The organism is Pandoraea cepalis, assembly GCF_902459665.1.
Lineage (GTDB): Bacteria > Pseudomonadota > Gammaproteobacteria > Burkholderiales > Burkholderiaceae > Pandoraea > Pandoraea cepalis.
This window is the reverse complement of sequence record NZ_CABPSL010000004.1, coordinates 161,599-179,686: the sequence shown is the minus strand read 5'-3', so window position 1 is coordinate 179,686 and position 18,088 is coordinate 161,599. Positions and strand designations below refer to the sequence as shown.

General features: G+C 65.5%; 14 protein-coding genes. 4 read left to right on the top strand and 10 right to left on the bottom strand.

Translation table 11 applies throughout. From position 1 onward, the window contains the following. Positions 1 to 196: 196 nt before the first annotated feature. From PCE31106_RS08150 to dps, 6 genes are all read right to left on the bottom strand, one after another. Complete coding sequence (locus PCE31106_RS08150) at positions 197 to 706, bottom strand: hypothetical protein (protein ID WP_150562965.1); 510 nt, start codon at positions 704 to 706, stop codon at positions 197 to 199. A gap of 474 nt (positions 707 to 1,180) precedes the next feature. Continuing rightward, a complete protein-coding gene (locus tag PCE31106_RS08145) occupies positions 1,181 to 2,032 on the bottom strand; it encodes a sulfite exporter TauE/SafE family protein (protein ID WP_254440947.1) in 852 nt (283 codons plus the stop codon). 216 nt (positions 2,033 to 2,248) lie between these two features. After that, a complete protein-coding gene (locus tag PCE31106_RS08140) occupies positions 2,249 to 3,547 on the bottom strand; it encodes a CaiB/BaiF CoA transferase family protein (protein WP_174975040.1) in 1,299 nt (432 codons plus the stop codon). 248 nt (positions 3,548 to 3,795) lie between these two features. After that, entirely contained in the window at positions 3,796 to 4,773 is a 978-nt protein-coding gene (corA, locus tag PCE31106_RS08135) for a magnesium/cobalt transporter CorA (protein ID WP_017232243.1), read from the bottom strand. Positions 4,774 to 4,848: 75 nt separating this feature from the next. Further along, positions 4,849 to 7,554, bottom strand: coding sequence for a bifunctional acetate--CoA ligase family protein/GNAT family N-acetyltransferase (locus PCE31106_RS08130; protein WP_150562963.1), 2,706 nt, complete (start codon positions 7,552 to 7,554; stop codon positions 4,849 to 4,851). 143 nt (positions 7,555 to 7,697) lie between these two features. Further along, the gene (gene dps / locus PCE31106_RS08125; protein ID WP_017232245.1) at positions 7,698 to 8,183 is read right to left on the bottom strand and encodes a DNA starvation/stationary phase protection protein Dps; all 486 of its coding nucleotides are present in this window, start codon (positions 8,181 to 8,183) and stop codon (positions 7,698 to 7,700) included. A 747-nt stretch (positions 8,184 to 8,930) separates the two neighbouring features. On the opposite strand from dps, the gene PCE31106_RS08120 reads away from it, so the two are divergent. From PCE31106_RS08120 to PCE31106_RS08105, 4 genes are all read left to right on the top strand, one after another. Beyond that, positions 8,931 to 9,458 carry a Csu type fimbrial protein gene (locus PCE31106_RS08120; RefSeq protein WP_017232247.1) on the top strand — a complete coding sequence of 176 codons (528 nt, stop codon included), beginning with the start codon at positions 8,931 to 8,933 and terminating at the stop codon, positions 9,456 to 9,458. Positions 9,459 to 9,491: 33 nt separating this feature from the next. Continuing rightward, entirely contained in the window at positions 9,492 to 10,241 is a 750-nt protein-coding gene (locus PCE31106_RS08115) for a fimbrial biogenesis chaperone (RefSeq protein ID WP_017232248.1), read from the top strand. A 100-nt stretch (positions 10,242 to 10,341) separates the two neighbouring features. Further along, the gene (locus PCE31106_RS08110; RefSeq protein ID WP_174975038.1) at positions 10,342 to 12,831 is read left to right on the top strand and encodes a fimbria/pilus outer membrane usher protein; all 2,490 of its coding nucleotides are present in this window, start codon (positions 10,342 to 10,344) and stop codon (positions 12,829 to 12,831) included. Continuing rightward, positions 12,828 to 13,805, top strand: a complete 978-nt coding sequence (locus PCE31106_RS08105) for a Csu type fimbrial protein (RefSeq protein WP_174975036.1) — start codon at positions 12,828 to 12,830, stop codon at positions 13,803 to 13,805. Before PCE31106_RS08110 ends, PCE31106_RS08105 begins: the two co-directional genes overlap by 4 nt. Before the next feature lie 29 nt (positions 13,806 to 13,834). Here the strand turns inward: PCE31106_RS08105 and astA are convergent, their stop codons facing one another. From astA to PCE31106_RS08085, 4 genes are all read right to left on the bottom strand, one after another. Further along, complete coding sequence (gene astA / locus PCE31106_RS08100; RefSeq protein WP_026132063.1) at positions 13,835 to 14,899, bottom strand: arginine N-succinyltransferase; 1,065 nt, start codon at positions 14,897 to 14,899, stop codon at positions 13,835 to 13,837. A gap of 179 nt (positions 14,900 to 15,078) precedes the next feature. After that, positions 15,079 to 16,320, bottom strand: a complete 1,242-nt coding sequence (locus PCE31106_RS08095) for an aspartate aminotransferase family protein (protein WP_150549997.1) — start codon at positions 16,318 to 16,320, stop codon at positions 15,079 to 15,081. A gap of 207 nt (positions 16,321 to 16,527) precedes the next feature. After that, positions 16,528 to 17,250, bottom strand: coding sequence for an amino acid ABC transporter ATP-binding protein (locus PCE31106_RS08090; protein ID WP_017234560.1), 723 nt, complete (start codon positions 17,248 to 17,250; stop codon positions 16,528 to 16,530). Next, the gene (locus tag PCE31106_RS08085) at positions 17,234 to 17,986 is read right to left on the bottom strand and encodes an amino acid ABC transporter permease (protein ID WP_017234559.1); all 753 of its coding nucleotides are present in this window, start codon (positions 17,984 to 17,986) and stop codon (positions 17,234 to 17,236) included. Before PCE31106_RS08085 ends, PCE31106_RS08090 begins: the two co-directional genes overlap by 17 nt. Positions 17,987 to 18,088: the final 102 nt, after the last annotated feature.

Sequence of the window (18,088 nt, the reverse complement as noted above, 5' to 3'; positions counted from 1 at the left end):
TTAAAAGAAGTCAGCCGTGGGCGCGCGCGATCCTTCGCCGTGTCTACGCGTCATGGCTTCCCAAAAGAGGAATGTGGGTCGAGCCAACACACTCGGTGGTCACGAAGGCGTAACCGCGTTACTACTGTGGACGCCGGCAGGCCGCGACCCGGCGGCGCATCGCCACCTCCGGCCCGGTGCGCCGGAAACGTCATCGCTATCCGGCAACGCCGGCGGCGCCCGCACCCTCGACCGTCGTCCAGCCAGAGCACGTCTTGTGGCCCGTCAAGCGCGCTGCGCCAGTGCCCATGACAGGCTTGACGCAATAGCGAAGGCGCACGCCGCGCAAACCCGCCGACGGCATCATCTCGCGTGCTCGTGCGACAACGCGAATACGCGTCGGTCCCGACGCCGCTTCCCATTGATGCACGCTGTGGGTCTCAGGCCAATCGGCCATCCATCGATACGTCCCGCTCACCACCTGACCGACCTTCGGCGTGGCACTCATCGCCACGGCGGCGGCGACCGGCCGCATCCGCGTTTCAACCGCACGCGGGGCCGCAGCCAGTTGCGCTGCCACCGACGGCGGCGTGCCGACGCGTTCCGACGCCTGCCCCGCCGCCGACACACCCGGTGTCGATGCCTGGTATTCACTGCATCCCGCGAGCCACGTCATCAGAAGGGCGCCGCTCAGGCGTGTCAGCGTAGCAAAAGTGAGGTGGCCCATGACTCGCTTGGCACTCGAACAGCGGAACGAGGAGGACGCCGAAGCGTCAACGTATGTCGTGGTCATCGATGCAAAGCCAATCGACATACCGCGTGACACTTCAACGTCACGCGCTGATTTGCGACCAGCAGAAATATAGGATAAATCTACAAAATCCAGCCATTTTGGATCTCCTTATGGGAAACATCCTAGTCCAAATTAGGCGGATTACCGAATGCGAGGCGCGCAGCGCACGCAATATGCGGCGCCTCCATGCGGGAACAACTCGGATTACGTACCCGTCATGCAAGCACCACGTCTCAGTGGACAACCGGGCGACGGAAAGATTCATTCCATGCATTCCCGGGATGTCAACCACGATGGGTACGCAGCGGGTACGAGAATGCAAGTGACGTCGTGAGTCACTCGCAAGGCGTAGCGATTTTTGAAGGATCTGCGTGTGCCGCGCGATGGCACAACCGCCGCTGCGGCATGTCAGACGCCGAAGGCTTTGGCGAACATGCCCAGGGCGACCGCGGCCATCAGTGCCGAGAAGATTTGCTGCAGTCTGGACGCCGCGATGTGCGGTGTCAGGGCGCGCCCGAGCAGCATGCCGACGATGCCGCCAACCACGAACATCCACCCTTGGGGGCCCGGATGCATGCCGTTCCACCAGGCGTTGGCCACGGTGCCCGCGGAAATCAACGCGATGACGAAAAGCGACGTCGCCACGACGCCGTGTACCGTGATGTCGGTGAAACGCCGCAACGCGGGGACGATCACGAATCCGCCCCCCACGCCCAGCAGTCCCGACGCGAAGCCCGACACCGCGCCGATGAGGCCGAGCGTGGCGGCGACGCGCCGCGTCCAGTGCAACCGTCCCGTCTCTGGATTCATTCGGCATGGCGGTTGCGGCGCGGCACCGGCCGACGCCGCCAGATCGGTGCCTTTATCGGTGCCCGCTGTCCCGGCGCGCGACGCGCGATACATGCGCACCGCCACGACCATCATTGCGATGGCGAAGAGTCCAACGAGCCAACGTTCCGGCAGTCGGTGAGCCATCCACGTGCCAAGCGGCGCCACGGCGACCCCGATCCCGGCCATCAGCATTGCCGCGCGATAGCGCACGAGGCCGACACGCAGTCCATGGGCGCTCCCCACGGCGGCACTTGCGCCTACGGCGAGCAGGGCCACCGGGCCGGCCTGCGGCACGCCCCACCCCAGCCCGAAGACCAGCGCCGGCACAGCAAAAATGCCGCCTCCCGCACCGGTCAAACCCAGCACGAGGCCGACCGCGGCCCCGAGCAAAGCAGCCATCGGGGAAGCACTCAAAAATTCTAGGGACATGGCAAGGAATCCAGCGGAAAGCGACTTGGCGGCCCAAATCACTATTAGTCATATGCTTATGACCATGGATTATATAGAGTCTACAAACAACGGAAAAGTCCCAATCGGTGGGGGAATCGCGAGGCCTGATGCGTCAAGCAGGCAGGGCAAAGCAGGCAACGTCATTCAGACGTCGCCGTACCGGGAAGCGGCAAGCCGCAAACAACGATGGAAAGGTTACCCGCCTTGTGGCGGTTCATCGCGCCGGGTCGAAGGCCCATCCGCGGCATCGAGTTCGGCGAGGATATCGCACGTATGGGCCCCTGGCGCAGGCGGATCCTGATACGTGACCGGGCGCTGGCCATTAAGCCGGACGGGCGAAACGATGGTGTGAGTCGTCTCGCCGCTGGGCAACACCACCGGCCGCACCCAGCCCATATGGGCCACCTGCGGATCGGCCAGAACACGCGAATAGGTGCTGATCTCCGTACATGGCACGCCCACGGCAACCAGCCGGGCGAGCCACTCACTGCGATCCTCCTGCACAAACACGGTTTCCAGCACGTCGCGCAGCGCAGCTTGATGGCGCGCTCGCTCGCGCGCGTTGACGAAACGCGAATCGTCGAGCAGATCGACGCGATGCATCAGCGCGCAAATCGCCTGCCAATGCGCTTGTCCATCGAGATCCATGCCGAAATAGCCATCTCTGGCCCGAAACGTGGGCCACGGTGCCGACGGCCCACCGAAGCGCGCGGCCTCCTCGTCGTCAATTGCCAGCGGCGAAAACTTGCTTCGTGTGGCGGCCACCGTCCCGCCGTATCGATGCCGCTCCGTACCCTGCGCAACATCGGAGGCGGCGGCCGACGCCTCCCCGGGCACCAACCCGGCGCGCTGCGCGGCTAGCGCGCCCTGCTCACCCGCGTGAAGTGACGCGATGGCAAGCGTTGTGCCGAGCATCGGCACGTCGATGTGAACACCGCGGCCTTGCTGTTTGGCAGCGACCAGCGCCGAAGACACGGAGAACGCGGCATAGAGTCCCGCGGCCAGATCGGCGACCGGCAAGTCGCGGGGCGGCTCCAGCCCCCCCGGCGACGCCCCCAGCATGCCTCGCAACGCGTCGAGCGCTGGCACGCCGGGCTGCGGCGCCGCGCGCGGGCCATCCTGACCAAACGCGGAGATCGACACGTAGACCAGGTGCGGCTGTACGGCCGACAACGCGTCGTAACCGAGCCCGGCGCGCGCGAGCGTTCCCGGTGGCAAACATTCGACGACAACGTCCGCGCCGCGCACCAGCGAATGGGCAAGGTTGCGGCCGTCGAGCGTGAGCAAATCGAGTGCGACGGAGCGCTTGTTGCGCCGCAGGCCGACCTGGGCCGATGCGCCGAGCGGACTCGAGTTGTCGTTGGCATTGTCGTCGACCGGATCGTCGACCAAGATAACGTCTGCGCCCATGTCGGCCAGCAACAAGCCGCAGTAAGCAGCGGCCGCGCCACGACTGAATTCGATGACGCGGATCCCCGAGAGTGGTGCGTTCAATATCTGACCCCTATTTGCCTGGCGTTTCTTGTTGTTCTCAACCCTTGGCAACCGTCTGACGCGGCGTTCACGCATTCTAGAGCAAATATTCCACGCCGGTCACGGCAGAAAATGCGGCATCCACGAGGCGCGTTGCCACCGGGCAACAGGGCTGCCGAAGGGGACATCGCAACATGCGTCTGACATAGACGCCGTGCATGGGGACGTACAGGAAACGCTCATATCGGCGCCCGCTCGCGGCCCCGTCGTCACAGCCAGCCGGCCTTGCGGAACTTGACGAACAGCAGCGCATCGATGGCGATCATCACGGCAATGCACAGGGGGTAGCCGTACTGGAACTTCAGTTCGGGGATATCGGCGAAGTTCATGCCGTAGATTCCCGCGATCATCGTGGGCACGGCGAAGAGCGCCGCAAATGAACCCAAGCGCTTGGTTGTCTCGTTCTCAGACAGCGAGATCATGCCGAGATTGACCGACAGCGCGGTCGTGACCATTTCGCGCAGCAGATCGATATTCTTCGTGATGCGCTGAAGATGGTCGAAGACGTCGCGAAAATACTCTTGCATGCCGCCACAGAGCTTGGGCGCCATCGCCCCGAACAGCTTGCTGACCGCCTCCATCAGCGGCACGCAAGCGTGCTGCAGTGTAATGAGCCGGCGCTTGAGTTGATACAGGTCTTCGATGATCGCGCGTCCCTTCGCGGGGGCATTCGGCGTGAAGATCTGCTCCTCGATCGCTTCGAGCTGTGCCTCGAGTTCGTTGAGTACCGGGAAGTAGCTATCGACGATGGCATCCATGAGCGCGTAGAGCACGAAGATCGAGCCCTGACGCAGCAGATTCGGCTCCTTCTCCGCGCGGGCCCGCACGATGCCGAGCCCCTGCGTGGCGTTCGAGCGCACCGACAGCACGTAGTTGTGCCCAGCGAAAATCGCCACCTCGCCCGTCGAAAAATCCCCGTCGGCATCCTTGTTCAGCACGTGCAGCACGGCGAACAGCGAGTCGCCGTACTGCTCGATCTTGGGTCGCTGGTGACCGTGCTGCGCGTCTTCGACGGCCAGGTCGTGCAGACCGAACTCATGTTGCATCTGCGACAATTCGCCGGGCCCGGGGTCCTTGAGCGCCACCCACACGAAGCAGTGCGGGCGCTGTAGATAGTCCGAGATTTCATCGGGATGCAGATCGGCAATCTTGCGGCCATCCTCATAGGCCACGCAATTCACTAGCATTCGTCTTCCTGGTCTAGGCGACCGCCCTGCCCCCGGCGCGAGCCCGGGACACCGTGAGCGGGCCGGCCTCGACCGTCACGCCCCGCGGGTGTCCTGCGCCTGCGCCGTGCGTTGCAGCGGCAGCCGGATATGAAGGACGCCCGCTTCCATCTCCTTGTCCTCGACAAAGCCGAGATGACGGGCGAGGGTCAGCATACGCGTATTTGCCGTGAGCACATAGCCGATCAGTTCCCCGGTGCCGCGCTTGCGGCTGTAGTCGACGATATGCTCCATGAGCGCCCGCCCGAGGCCGCGCCCTTGCGCCTGAGGGCTCACTGTCACGGAGAACTCGGCCACCGTGTTGTCCGGATCGGCGAGCGCCTGCACCACGCCGAGCAGACACGCGTTGCCCGCTTCGTCCTTTTCCGTGGCGACGAACGTCATCGCACGGTCGTAGTCGATCTGCGTCACACGTGCCATCTGCGAATGCGACAGTTCCTTGATCAGGCCGAAGTAACGGAACTGCACGTCCTGTGGCGTGAGCGTGTGGAAGAATGCTTTATAGGCCGGCTCGTCCTCCGGCCGGATCGGACGCACCCGCACCGGCCTGCCTCCCGCATCCACGGTAGACTCCAGTTCCTGCGGATAGGGACGGATCGCCAGGCGCCCGTGGCCCGGCAAGGCAGGCGGCCGCACCACGATACGTGCGTCGAGCGCGAGCACGCCGTGCGCGTCGGCGAACAACGGATTGATGTCGAGCTCCGCGATCTCGGGCACGTCGCACACCAGTTGCGAGAGCTTCACGAGCGTGAGGTAGATGGCTTCGTGATCGGCAGCCGGTCGGTTGCGATAGCCGGCGAGCAGCTTCGCCACGCGCGCGCGCGCCACCATGTCGCGCGCGAGATTGAGGTTGAGCGGCGGCAGACCGATCGTACGATCGGCGATCACTTCCACCGCCGTGCCGCCCTGCCCGAAGAGCAGTACCGGACCGAACACGTTGTCCGTCGCCACCCCGACGATCAATTCGAACGCCTCCGCGCCGTTGGCCATGCGTTGCACGGAATAGCCCGTTACGCGCGCCTCCGGCTTGGCCGCGAGCGCACGCTTGCGAACCTGGCACGCCGCCTCGCGTGCCTGCTCGGCCGATTCGATATTGAGCACCACGCCGCCAACGTCCGACTTGTGCGTGATGTCCGGCGAAATCAGTTTGACCGCGACCGGGAAACCGATCCCTTGCGCCAGTTCGCCCGCTTGCTCGGGGGTCGTGGCGACGAGCGTCTCCACGACCGGAATGCCGTACGCGGCCAACACGCCCTTCGCTTCGGGCTCGGTGAGCAATGCCCGGCCCTCGCCCATGGCGCGCTCGACCATTGCGCGCACGCGGGCCACGTCGGGCGCGAAACCGGGCGGGATCGACGGCGGCGTTTCCATCAGCAGCGACTGGTTGCGACGATAGTTGACGGCTTCCAGAAACGCGCGGGCGGCGTTCTCGGGCGTGTCGTATGTCGGCCATCCGGCTTCGCGGCAAATGCGCCGCGCACGCTCGGCCGTCTCACCGCCCAGCCAGCACGTGAACACGTTCTTCGACGGCTTCGGCAGCGCGGCAAGGCCGTTCGCCACGTCCAGGCTCGGCATGACCGCCGTGGGCGCTTGAATAAACAGCACGGCCGCCGTGTCGGGATCTTCGCACAACGCTTCCAAGGTGGCCGTATAGCGCGCCAGATCGGCATCGCCGCCGATGTCCACCGGGTTCACACGGCCGAGCGTTGTCGGCAGCACGGCGTCGAGGGCGGCGCGCGTCTTGTCGGTCAGATGTGCCAGCTTGCCGCCATCGAGCACGAGGGCGTCGGTGGCCATCACCCCGGCGCCACCGCCGTTGGTCATGATCGACAGCTTGTCTCCGTAGAACGGGCGCAGCCGTGCCAGCGTCTCCACCGCCGCAAACAGGTCGTCGGTCGTGTCGACGCGCAACATGCCCGCCCGCCGGATCGCTGCGTCGTAGACATCGTCCGAGCCCGCCAGTGCCCCTGTATGCGACGCTGCGGCTTGCGCGCCTTCTGGCACCCGCCCCGACTTGATGACGACCACCGGCTTGTTGCGGGCCGCGGCACGTGCGGCGGACATGAACTTGCGCGCGTGCCGAATCGATTCCATGTACATCAGGATGGCGTCCGTGCCGGGATCGCTCGCCAGATAGTCGAGCATGTCACCGAAGTCCACATCGGCACTGTCGCCCAGCGAGACGAAATGCGAGAAGCCGATCTCGCGCGCATCGGCCCAGTCGAGCACCGCCGTGGTGAGCGCGCCCGATTGCGACACGAAGGCGAGCTTGCCCTCGCGCGCCCCCATATGAGAGAAGCTGGCGTTCAGCCCGATACCGGGACTGAGCAGCCCAATGCAATTCGGTCCAAGGATGCGCAGCACATGCGGCTTCGCGTGCTTGAGCATGCGCTCCTGTAGTGTCACGCCGTGGCGATCGCGTTCGCGGGCAAGCCCCGAGGTCAGCACCACGACGGCACGCGTGCCGCGATCGCCGAGCTCACGAATCAAGTCGGGCACCGTCGCCGGCGGCGTACAGATCACCGCCAGATCGGGGGCGTGCGGCAATTCGCCGATGTCGCGATAGCACTTGAGATTCGCGAGCGTCGAATACTTCGGGTTGACCGGATAGATCTCGCCCCTGAAGCCGCCGTCGATGACGTTTTTCAGCACCGTCGTGCCCACTCGCCGCTCGCGCAGCGACGCACCAATCACGGCAACCGACTTCGGCGCGAACATCTGGCTCAGATTACGCGTGGTCATGGAAACTCCGGGTGGATCGAGAGGAACGCATGCGAACGCGCGCACCGGGCATGGCCGGGGCGCGCGTTCGTTGTCGCTTCGCGGGCAGGCGGTCTAGCGGGGCTGCGACCGGGCTCCCGCAAGGGCGCCCGTCGTCATCGCCATTAGTCGCCCCGCAGGTGCGCTTCGACCTTCCAGAGATGGTCGTCCACGCCACGCGAGATTTCCGTGAAGACGTCCGACGTCGTGGCGTCGCCGATCTCTGCCGAGGCGTCGATCAGGCCGCGAATGATCTCGCCGTAGGCCGCGAGCGCTTCGGCCAGCGCGGCCGCGTGATCGAGACCGCGTTTGAATTCGTTCTTGTAGACCGGCAGTTCGGTCTTCTCGGCAACGGACTTCACGCGACCGTCGGCCACACCGCCAAGGGCAACCAGGCGTTCCGCACACAGGTCGGCCCATTCGAGGGCCGCGTTGTAGACGTCGTCGAACAGCAAGTGCAGCTCGATGAAGCCCGGACCGTGCACGTTCCAGTGCGCTTGCTTGGCCTGCCGCTGGACGTCGATGCCGTTGACCAGTCCGCGATTCAGCAGGTTGACCGATTCGATACGAATCTTTTCACCGAGGGTGTTACGCGTATGATTCAGAGCCATTTCACACTCCTGACGTCTGGCAGCCCGCGGGCTGCCGGGGAAGGCGTCGGCATCGGGGCGTCGCAGACCACCCCATGCGGACGAAGGGAACCGCGCAAGACTCGGCACCTCGGCGTGACCACGTCAGCCGATGTCCGAGCGGGATTGCGACGCGCCGTGCGTGACGCCCCGCAACGTGAAGCCTGCCATCACCGACGACACCTACAGGCACAGGGGCCGCAGCGCGATGGCCTATATCACACCGTTGGCGCAAAGTATGTCCGATGCATAGCACCAAGTCATTCTAGAGACTGCTTACTTTCGAGATCAAGTGAAATATGCGCGTCGTCGAGTGCCATCCTCACGCGCTTTGATTGACATCATCGCGCCGCCATTTTCTCGTCGCGCCAGCACTCGCCTCCGCGGGAATTTCGCCTTGCCAACGCCGCCAGCAACGAGGCAACCGCTCATCCATGGGATGAAACTTGCGCCATTGCGTTCCCCAGACGATGTCGACGGGGACAGCGCCGTGCGCACTGCGTCATGCTGATACATGCGCTTTGCGCGTATTCGGTCGATACGTGACGTGCGGCGTCCCGCCGTGAAGATGGGATGATTCCGAAAGCCTTTCGTCAACGCCGAAATCAGGCAAATACCTTCATAGACTACGTAAAAAGCGGCCGCGAAGGACGTTAGAACAGACGCGATTTGCGTAGTTCCCGAGTCTCACTTCAGCAACCTCCCATAGGACTCCAAAGGAGAATGACGATGCATCGATCTCTACTGTGCCTGGCCCTTTCCGGAATCGTCTACCTGCTGGCGCACGGCGCGCCGGCACGCGCCGCCGTCTATACCAACGGGTCGGCGACGGCGCAAATGCGAGTGCAATTGACGATTCTCCCTGGCTGTACCATTGCCGCCACACCGATGACGTTCAACGCGGTGCAGGGATCCGCGACCGGACCGGTGGCAAGTACGTCGTCGCTGAGCGTGACCTGCACGGCGACGACGGGGTACAACATCGGGCTGAATGCCGGTACGGTGCCGAACTCGACGGAGGCGGATCGTCTGCTGGCGGGCACCCTCTCCGGCAATACCACCACCATTCCGTTCGGCCTCTATCAGGACGCCGGCTACGCGACGCCGTGGGGCAACACGCAGGGGGCGAATACGTTGAGCGATTCGGGCACCGGCGCGGTGAAGGTGCATACGGTCTACGGACAAGCGACGCTCTCGGCCACGATGCCGGCCCCGGACGTCTATTCGTCGACGGTCACCGCCACGGTGTACTTCTGAGAAACGGGATCGATCATGCGCCCAAGAAGCCCCATGCGCCCCGCCGTTCGCCGCCCAACGGCCTACGCTTGCGGCGGCGCGTTCGTCGCGCTGTTGACGCTGTACGTGACCGACGGCAACGGCGCCACGCTGCAAGTCTCGCCGGTCATCGTCAATTTCCTGCCCACGCAGCCGGCCACCACGCTGACGCTGGGCAACTCCGGCGACGTGCCGATTCACGGTCAGCTCCGGCTGTTTGCGTGGACGCAGCGCCATGGCGACAACGTGCTCACCCCGAGCGACGCGCTCGTCGCCAGCCCGCCGATCCTGCGCATCGAACCCGGCGAGCGGCAGATCGTGCGGCTCGTGCGCATGGCGCAGGTCGCCGAGCCGCAAGAGCAGAGCTACCGGCTACTCGTCGACGAACTGCCCTCCACCGGTGCCACGCCGGTCGAGGGCATCTCGATCCGCCTGCGTTACTCCTTGCCGGTGTTCGTGCAGGCAAGCGATGCGCGGGCGCCGTCGTTGCGCTTCGATGTGCGCATCACCCAAGGCGAACTGGAGGTGCACAACGATGGCGAACGGCATGCGCAACTTGGCGCCACGCGCGTGCTGGACGCCTCCGGGCGCAGCGTCCAGTTGACGCGCGGCCTGCTCGGTTATGTCCTCGCGGGGCAGACGCGCCGCTTCGCCGTGCGTTGGCCCGCTGGCGCCCCGCCAGTTGCGCCGTTCACGGTCGAGTCGCGCGTCGACGCCGTACCGATGCGCTTTGCCGCGGGCACCGCGTCGGATGGCGAGCGCTAAGCGTGTCCGCCGGGGCCGTGCCGCTACCCTCTCGACTCCCCGGGTCTGTCACTCGCGAACTCCCGGGGCGCAGGGTTGGAGCGGCGCCACGTCCGGAGCGGTGGCTACGGCGCTCGCCACGTCGATGGCGCTCGGCGCGGCCGCCTTCGGCGAGGCCGGCGATGCGCACGCTGCCGCTGCTGCGACGGTGTCGGAGGATGGACCAGCCGCAACCTCTGCACCGGACGCCGCAGGCACCGCGCGGTTCGACAATGCCGCGGTGTCTGACACGGCCACGCCGTCTGCGCAGCGCGCCGGCAGCGTGTCCCGCCTTGACGGAACTTATGTGCTGGAGGTCATCGTCAATGGCGAGTCGACCGGCCGGATCGCGCCGTTTTTGCGTCGGAAGGGGCGATGGTTCGTGCGAGCAGGCGATCTGCGCCTGCTCGGCTTGACCTCGCCCCAACGGCCACCACGCGACGCGACCGACGTCGCGCTCGATTCGCTCGACGGCGTGCGTGCGACGTACGACGCCGCACACCAGACGCTCGCCCTGCAAGTCGGCGACGCGTGGCTCACGCCCTATGCGTTAGGCCGTGCGCCCCCAGTCTTCATGGCCGCGACGTCCGGCACGGGCGTGCTGATCAATTACGACGGGTATGTGCAGCGGGACCGGTTCACGCGGGCGTCCGTCTGGAGCGAAGTTCGCGGCTTCTGGCCCGGCGGCACCGTGCGTCAGACAGGGCTGGCGGAGCACTCCGCCTGGCGCCACGGCTATCGGCGCTACGACACATGGTGGCAGCACGACGACCCCGCCCGATTGACGACCTGGGTGGCGGGTGATCTCATCACCGGCTCGCTCGCGTGGACGCGCTCGCTGCGCATTGCCGGCCTGCAATGGCGGCGCAACTTCAGCCTGCGTCCGGACCTCGTCACCTTCCCGATACCGACGCTGCACGGCAGCGCCGTGGTGCCGTCGTCGGTCGACGTCTATCTCGATGGTGTACGCCGCATGAGCGGACACGTACCGCCCGGACCGTTCGTCATTCAGGATGCCCCCGGTCTGACCGGCGACCTGCAGGCGAGTGTCGTGACACGCGACGCGCTCGGACGCGAGCGGGTCACCACCGTCCCGCTCTACATCGACCCTCGGCGGCTGGCCAGCGGCTTGTCGAGCTTTTCAGTGGAAGCGGGCCTGCCGCGCGACGATTACGGCGTGCGCTCATTCTCGTATCGACGCCACCCTGTGGCGTCGGTGACCGCGCGCTATGGTGCGACCGACGCCGTCACGGTGGAAGCGCAGGCACAAGCCGGCCGCCGACTCGCGCTGGGCGGCGCAGGCGCCCTGATGGCGCTCGGCCAGATGGGCGTCGTCAGCGCGTCGGCCGCGATCTCGGGCGGCCGGGGCACCGGCACACAGTGGAGCGCGGGATACCAATACCTATCGCGACGGATCGGCGTCGACGTGCAAATGATCCGGACCACCGGACGTTATCGCGATATCGCGTCGCTCGACGGTGCGCCCGCGCCACGCGCCAGCGACCGCGTGAGTGTGTCCGTGCCGTTCGGACGCAGCCGCACGGCCTCGCTTGCCTGGTTTTCACAGCGCGTGCCGGGCCAGCCGGCCACCCGCGTGCTGTCGGCCAGCCTCGCACTGCCGGCGGGCACGCGCGGCATGTTCTCCGTCGGCGGATTTCGCGACTTCGCTCGCCACCGCGTCCATGGGGTGTTTGCCATGCTGAGCGTGTTGCTCGGCGGCGGCGCGCTGGGTAGCGTGTCGTTCAACCAGCAGGACGGGCAGACGCAGGTATCGGTGGGTGCCAGCCGTGCCCCGGACTACAGTGGTGGCTGGGGTTGGCAGGTCATTGGCGGACGCGCCTTCTCGCAACGCACCGTGCAAGGCGAATTGCAGTATCTCGGGCGACACGGCCAGATCTCCGCCCTCGCGCAACAGGTGGGACGACGTACCGGCACCGCCCTCGGCATGACCGGCGCGCTGGTCGTCATGGACAACAGCGTGCACGCGACACGGCGCACCTACGATGCGTTCGCCCTCGTGAGCGCCGATCGACAGGTCGACGTGCCGGTGCTGCGCGAATCGGTGCCCATCGGCCGCACCGATTCGCGCGGCTACTATTTCGTGCCGGATCTGAATGGCTTCGAAGCCGCGCGCATCGGCATCGACCCCATGCAGCTACCGGTCGATATGGAAGTGCTGACGACCGAGCGCCGCATTGCGCCTCAGGCGGGAAGCGGCGTGCTGGTGCGTTTCCCGGTGCGGCGCTATCGTGCGGCGCTTGTCACCCTCACAGGCGCCACGGGCCAGCCGCTGCGCCCCGGGACGGCGGTGCGCCATGTGCAGAGCGGCGTCGCGACGGTGGTCGGCTATGACGGGGAAGTCTTTGTCGATGCCCTTGCGCCGAGCAACACCCTGGAGTCCCGAGACGCTGGGCAGCGCTGCCGCGTCTCGTTCGAATGGGCCGCGCCCGCCGAAGGCCGCATCGCCCGCATCGGTCCGCTGGCCTGCGTCGCATTCGGCACGCTCGCCAACGAGCGCCCGGCGCCCTTTGGCCCCGTCCCCGTCCGCTGGGGACAGGAGGATCCGTCATGACCCCTCCCACCGGGACCCTGCCGACGCGGCGGCGCCCGATCGCGGCCGCCGGTGTCGCATTCCTGTGCGCGTACGCGCAGGCGCAGACTTGTTCGGTGGGGGCACCGACGCTCGCGTTCGCGGCCTTCAGTCCGATCTCCGGCGCCGCGCTCTCGGCAACGGGCACGGTGCCCATTTCGTGCACGTGGCCGTTGCTCGGCGGCAGCGCCAACGTCAAGGTGTGTCTCGCGCTGAATGCGAGTCAGCCCCTTGCGCTGACGAACGCGGGCGATACCATCAATTTCGGTCTCTATGTCGATCCCTCATTCGCCACCCCATGGGGAAGCGGTCCGAGTCAGGCGATCGCGTTCACGATGACCCGCAACCTTCTGGGCGGGACGGTGACACAGAACGTCAATGTCTACGGGAGAATCGCAGCGGCGCAGACCACGGTGCCCACGTCCGGCAACGGCAACACGGTCTACACGCGGACATTCACGTCGGCCGACACGAGCCTGCACTATGCGCCCTACGGCCCGCTGTCGCCCGTCCCGGACTGCGGCAGCGCCATGACCGCCGTGCCGGGCACGCCGTTCACTGTGAACGTGAGCGTCATCAACAACTGCACGATCGCCGCGACAAACATCACGTTCGCCACGCAAACGGCGCTCGACCGCCCGGTGACCGGTGCGGGCCAGCTTATGGTGCAATGCACGCAAAACGACGCATATCGCGTCAGCCTGTCCGGCGGGCTGCTGGGCACGGTCACGTCGCGCCTGATGGCTGGCGAGACCGGCGCCAACGTCGCCTATCAACTCTACTTGGACAGTGGTTACGCCACGATCTGGGGGGATGGCTCATCGGGCACGTCGCCACTGACCGGCATCGGCACCGGCCTCGTTCAGTTCATTCCGATCTACGCGCGCGTGCCGTCGCAATCGACACCGGCCCCCGGCGTCTACACGGACACGGTGACAGCAACGATTCAATTCTGAGACGGCGGCGAACCGCCGTCGGCGCACGATCAGATCGCGTCGGCGCGCGGCGGCTTGAGCGGCAGCACCTGAATGCGGTCGCCCTGCTTCACACCCAGCGCCTGCGCCGCGAGCGGGCTGAGCGCGAACGCGCGTCGCTCGGGACGCCCCGTGACGAGCGTGGCGCGAAAGCCGTCCAGCCCGAGGCACGCCACGAGGTAGGGCTCCGCGTTGGGGACGGCCGGCGCCGCCCCCTCGTCCTGACCGGCCGTGCCCGTGAGGGTCACGCTGAGATAACGGCTGTCGCGTGCGGCGCGCAAGTCGGCCACGCGCGCTTCGAGTACCGGGCCGCTGTCGAAGATGTCGACATGTGCCCCGGAGCGCATGCCCTCCTGTTCCAGCAACCGGCGCGCCGGAAGCGTATCGCGATGCGTGACCCCGATGGCGGCCTGCGCCGGCGGGGAGAGGAAGTCGACGTAGATGGGGTACTTCGGCATCAACTCGGCCACAAACGACTTCTTGCCGATCGAGGTGAGGTAATCCGCCTGATCGAAATCGATCTTGAAGAAATGTTGCCCGAGCGACTGCCAGAACGGACTCTGCCCGTTGTCGTCGAAAAAACCGCGCAGCTCGGCACACACATGCGGACCGAAACGCTCGGGGAACTGCGCCATGAACAGAAAACGCGCCTTCGAGAGCAGTGCGCCATTGCCATGTCCGCGCCACGAAGGATCGAGCAGCAACGAGCACAGTTCGCTATAACCGGTGAGGTCGTTCGAGAGCGAGAGCGTCAACATTCGCGACCAGACGTTCAGCTCGCGACTCGCATGCACGATCGTATCCTTGCGATACGTATAGAACGGTTGCTCCAGCCCGACTGCGGCCTCCAGACCGCACACGCCGGCGATCTCGCCGGAGGTGACGTCTTCCATCACGAACAGATACCCTTGCTCTGCCGTGGGGGCTTGCCCCGCCAAGGTAGCGGCAACGCGGGCCAGGCGCGCCTCGAGCGCCGCTTCATCAGGCTTGAATGACGTCATGCCGGGGCCAGCCTGCGCCGCCAGCTTCAACAGCGCGGGAAGATCGCCGCGACGCGCCAGGCGCACGACGCGCAGCGAGGTCGTCGCTGCCGCGTCGGGCGAGTCCGTGTCGGCGGCCGGGGGCGTCGCCATGGTCGATTGACGGGTCATGAGCACCTTCCGCGAATTGAGTAAAACAAAGGCCGGAGCGACGTCATCCGTCGGTCCGGCCCGAAGTCCTGCATACCGTCAGGTCGTGACGTCGGCCGGTGCGATCAGATCGCCTTCACCGTCGCCGCCACGACCGCGACCGCCTTCTCCAGCGACGCGAGACCGGCGTCGATATCGGCGAACGGAATGTTCAGCGACGGCGCAAAGCGCACCACGTCGCCCCCGGCCACAAGCACCATCAAACCGTGCTTTTCGGATTCCGCCACGATGTCCTTCGCGCGACCAGCGAATGCCGGCTTGAGCACCGCGCCGATCAACAGCCCCATGCCGCGCACGTGGTCGAACACGCCATGACGCGCGTTGATCGCCTCGATGCCCTTGATGAAATGATCGTGACGCGCCTTCACGCCGTTGAGCGTCTCCGCCGTGTTGATCAGTTCCAGCACACGCCCGGCGATGGCCGTGGCAAGCGGATTACCGCCGTACGTGCAGCCATGCGTGCCGGGCGAGAAGCTCGCGGCGATCTTGTTCGTGGTGAGCATGCCGCCAATCGGATACCCATTGCCCAGTGCCTTGGCGGTGGTCAGAATATCCGGCGTCACGCCGTATTGCTCATACGCGTACAGCGTGCCGGTGCGGCCGACGCCCGTCTGCACTTCATCGAAAATCAGCAAGGCGTTGTGCTTGTCGCACAGCGCGCGCAGGCCCTGCAGGAATTCCGGATCGGCGGGCAGCACGCCGCCCTCGCCTTGCACCGGCTCGACGATGACCGCCGCCGTAGCGTCCGAAATGGTCGCCTCGACGGTCGCCAGGTCGTTGTACGGCAGGTGCATGATGCCGGCCGGGATCGGGCCGAACCCTTCGGTGTATTTCGCCTGACCGCCAACGCTCACGGTGAAGAGCGAGCGGCCGTGGAACGAGTTGTAGAACGAAATGATCTCGCTCTTTTCCTTGCCGCCGCGCTCGGCCGCATGGTCGTAGGCGTAGCGGCGCGCGAGCTTGAGTGCCGCTTCGTTGGCTTCAAGGCCCGAATTGCAGAAGAACGCCTTGTCGGCGAACGTGGCGTCGGTCAGAGCCGTGGCCAGACGCAGCACCGGCTCGTTGGTGTAGCCGTTGCCGATGTGCCAGACCTTGCGCGCCTGCGCTTCGATGACCTTCACCAGTTCGGGGTTGGCGTGGCCAAGCGCATTGACCGCGATGCCGCCGGTGAAATCGACATACTCGCGACCCTGCTGGTCCCACATGCGCGAGCCTTCGCCGCGCACGGGCACCATCTGGGCAGGAGCGTAATTGGGCACCATCACGTCGTCGAACGTCTGGCGGGTCACAGCGATTGGCTGGCTCATGACTACCTCGTGAAATCGGAGTGCAATCGTCGATTGCGGGGCAGGCCTGGACAAAGGTCACTGCCCTGTGAAAAGAACCTGGCTGGGGGCTCAGGGGGCCGGCGGCGCGCCAATGCCGGACGGCAATGGCACTTGGCGCGCGTACCCTCGCATTGTAATCAGATGCGGCCCTCGGATATACCTCCGCGGGCCTCGCCATCGTGAGAATTACAGGACTTTGCGCAAGAATTCGCGCGTGCGCTCGTGCTTCGGGGCCGAGAAAATCTGCTCCGGCTTGCCTTCTTCCATGATCACGCCCTGATCGATGAACAGGACGCGGTCGGAGACTTCACGGGCAAACCCCATTTCGTGGGTCACAACGACCATCGTCATGCCTTCGTCGGCCAGCGACTTCATGACTTCGAGCACTTCGCCCACCAGCTCCGGATCAAGCGCCGAGGTCGGCTCGTCGAAGAGCATGACCTTGGGCTGCATCGCGAGCGCACGGGCAATCGCCACGCGCTGCTGCTGACCGCCGGAGAGCTGGTTCGGGAACGCATCGATCTTGTCGATCAGGCCGACCTTGCGCAGCAGTTGCTCGGCGATGGTCACGGCCTCGCCACGCTTGATGCCGTTGACCTGCATCGGCGCGAGGATCAGGTTCTCGAGCACCGTCATGTGCGGAAACAGGTTAAAACGCTGAAACACCATGCCCACGCTCGCGCGCATGGCGTTCATGTCCGTCTTCGGGTCTTCCACGTGAAAACCGTTGACGAGCACTTCACCGCCGCTCACGTCTTCCAGGCCGTTCAGGCAGCGCAGGAACGTGCTCTTGCCCGAGCCCGACGGCCCGATCACACACACGACTTCGCTCTCTTCGATGCGGCACGAAATGCCGCGCAGTACGTGCGCCTCGCCGTACTGCTTCTGCAGGTTATTGACGACGATCACCTTTGCCGTACCTCGATTCCAGATGTTGAACAAATGCCGACAGCACCAGCGTGATCACCCAGTAGATGAGCGAAATCGTCAGATACGGCTCCCAGTAACGAGCGTATGCCCCCGATACTGTGCGCGCGGCATACGCCAGTTCCGCCAGACCGATGGCCGACGCCAACGACGAATCCTTCACGATCGCAATGGCGTTGTTGCCCAGCGGCGGCAGCATGCGGCGAAAGGCCTGCGGCAGCACGACCTTGCGCAGCGTCTGCATATAGGTCATGCCCAGCGAGCGCGCCGCTTCCGCCTGCCCACGATCGATCGACTGAATCCCGGCGCGGAAAATTTCGGACACGTAGGCCCCCGCGTTCAGCGAGATGGCCAGCACCGCCGACATGAAGGCGCCGTATTGCGAACGGATTTCCCGCGCGAGGTCGCCACTCACGAGCAACCCTTCCGAGGGGTTGATCAGCACCGGCATCAGCGCGAAGTGAATCAGCAGGATCTGCACGAACAGCGGCGTGCCGCGGAAAAAACTGACGTAGAAGCGCACCGGGTATTGCACCGCGTAGCGCAGGAAATACTTGTAGAAGCCGTGACGCGCTTCGGCCAGTCGGCCGACGCCCAGCACGAGCCCAAGTAACGTGCCGGCGATCACGCAGATCACCGTGCACTTGAGCGTCATCAGCGTGCCCTCGACGAACAGGGGCATGTATTCGCTGATGATGTTCCACTGGAACCCACCCATGAAGCACCTTTCTCACAAAATGAAACGAACCGGCGGGCCGGCAGAAAAACGCTCGCGGCCCGGGGGTTGACGTCGGAAGTCGACGATCAGCTCACGGGCCGC

Excerpts from the sequence above, each read along its gene's own strand:
- PCE31106_RS08150 (WP_150562965.1), bottom strand. The coding sequence starts at position 706 with ATGGGCCACCTCACTTTTGCTACGCTGACACGCCTGAGCGGCGCCCTT.
- PCE31106_RS08145 (WP_254440947.1), bottom strand. The coding sequence starts at position 2,032 with ATGTCCCTAGAATTTTTGAGTGCTTCCCCGATGGCTGCTTTGCTCGGG.
- corA (WP_017232243.1), bottom strand. The coding sequence starts at position 4,773 with ATGCTAGTGAATTGCGTGGCCTATGAGGATGGCCGCAAGATTGCCGAT.
- PCE31106_RS08130 (WP_150562963.1), bottom strand. The coding sequence starts at position 7,554 with ATGACCACGCGTAATCTGAGCCAGATGTTCGCGCCGAAGTCGGTTGCC.
- dps (WP_017232245.1), bottom strand. The coding sequence starts at position 8,183 with ATGGCTCTGAATCATACGCGTAACACCCTCGGTGAAAAGATTCGTATC.
- PCE31106_RS08120 (WP_017232247.1), top strand. The coding sequence starts at position 8,931 with ATGCATCGATCTCTACTGTGCCTGGCCCTTTCCGGAATCGTCTACCTG.
- PCE31106_RS08115 (WP_017232248.1), top strand. The coding sequence starts at position 9,492 with ATGCGCCCCGCCGTTCGCCGCCCAACGGCCTACGCTTGCGGCGGCGCG.
- PCE31106_RS08105 (WP_174975036.1), top strand. The coding sequence starts at position 12,828 with ATGACCCCTCCCACCGGGACCCTGCCGACGCGGCGGCGCCCGATCGCG.
- PCE31106_RS08095 (WP_150549997.1), bottom strand. The coding sequence starts at position 16,320 with ATGAGCCAGCCAATCGCTGTGACCCGCCAGACGTTCGACGACGTGATG.
- PCE31106_RS08085 (WP_017234559.1), bottom strand. The coding sequence starts at position 17,986 with ATGGGTGGGTTCCAGTGGAACATCATCAGCGAATACATGCCCCTGTTC.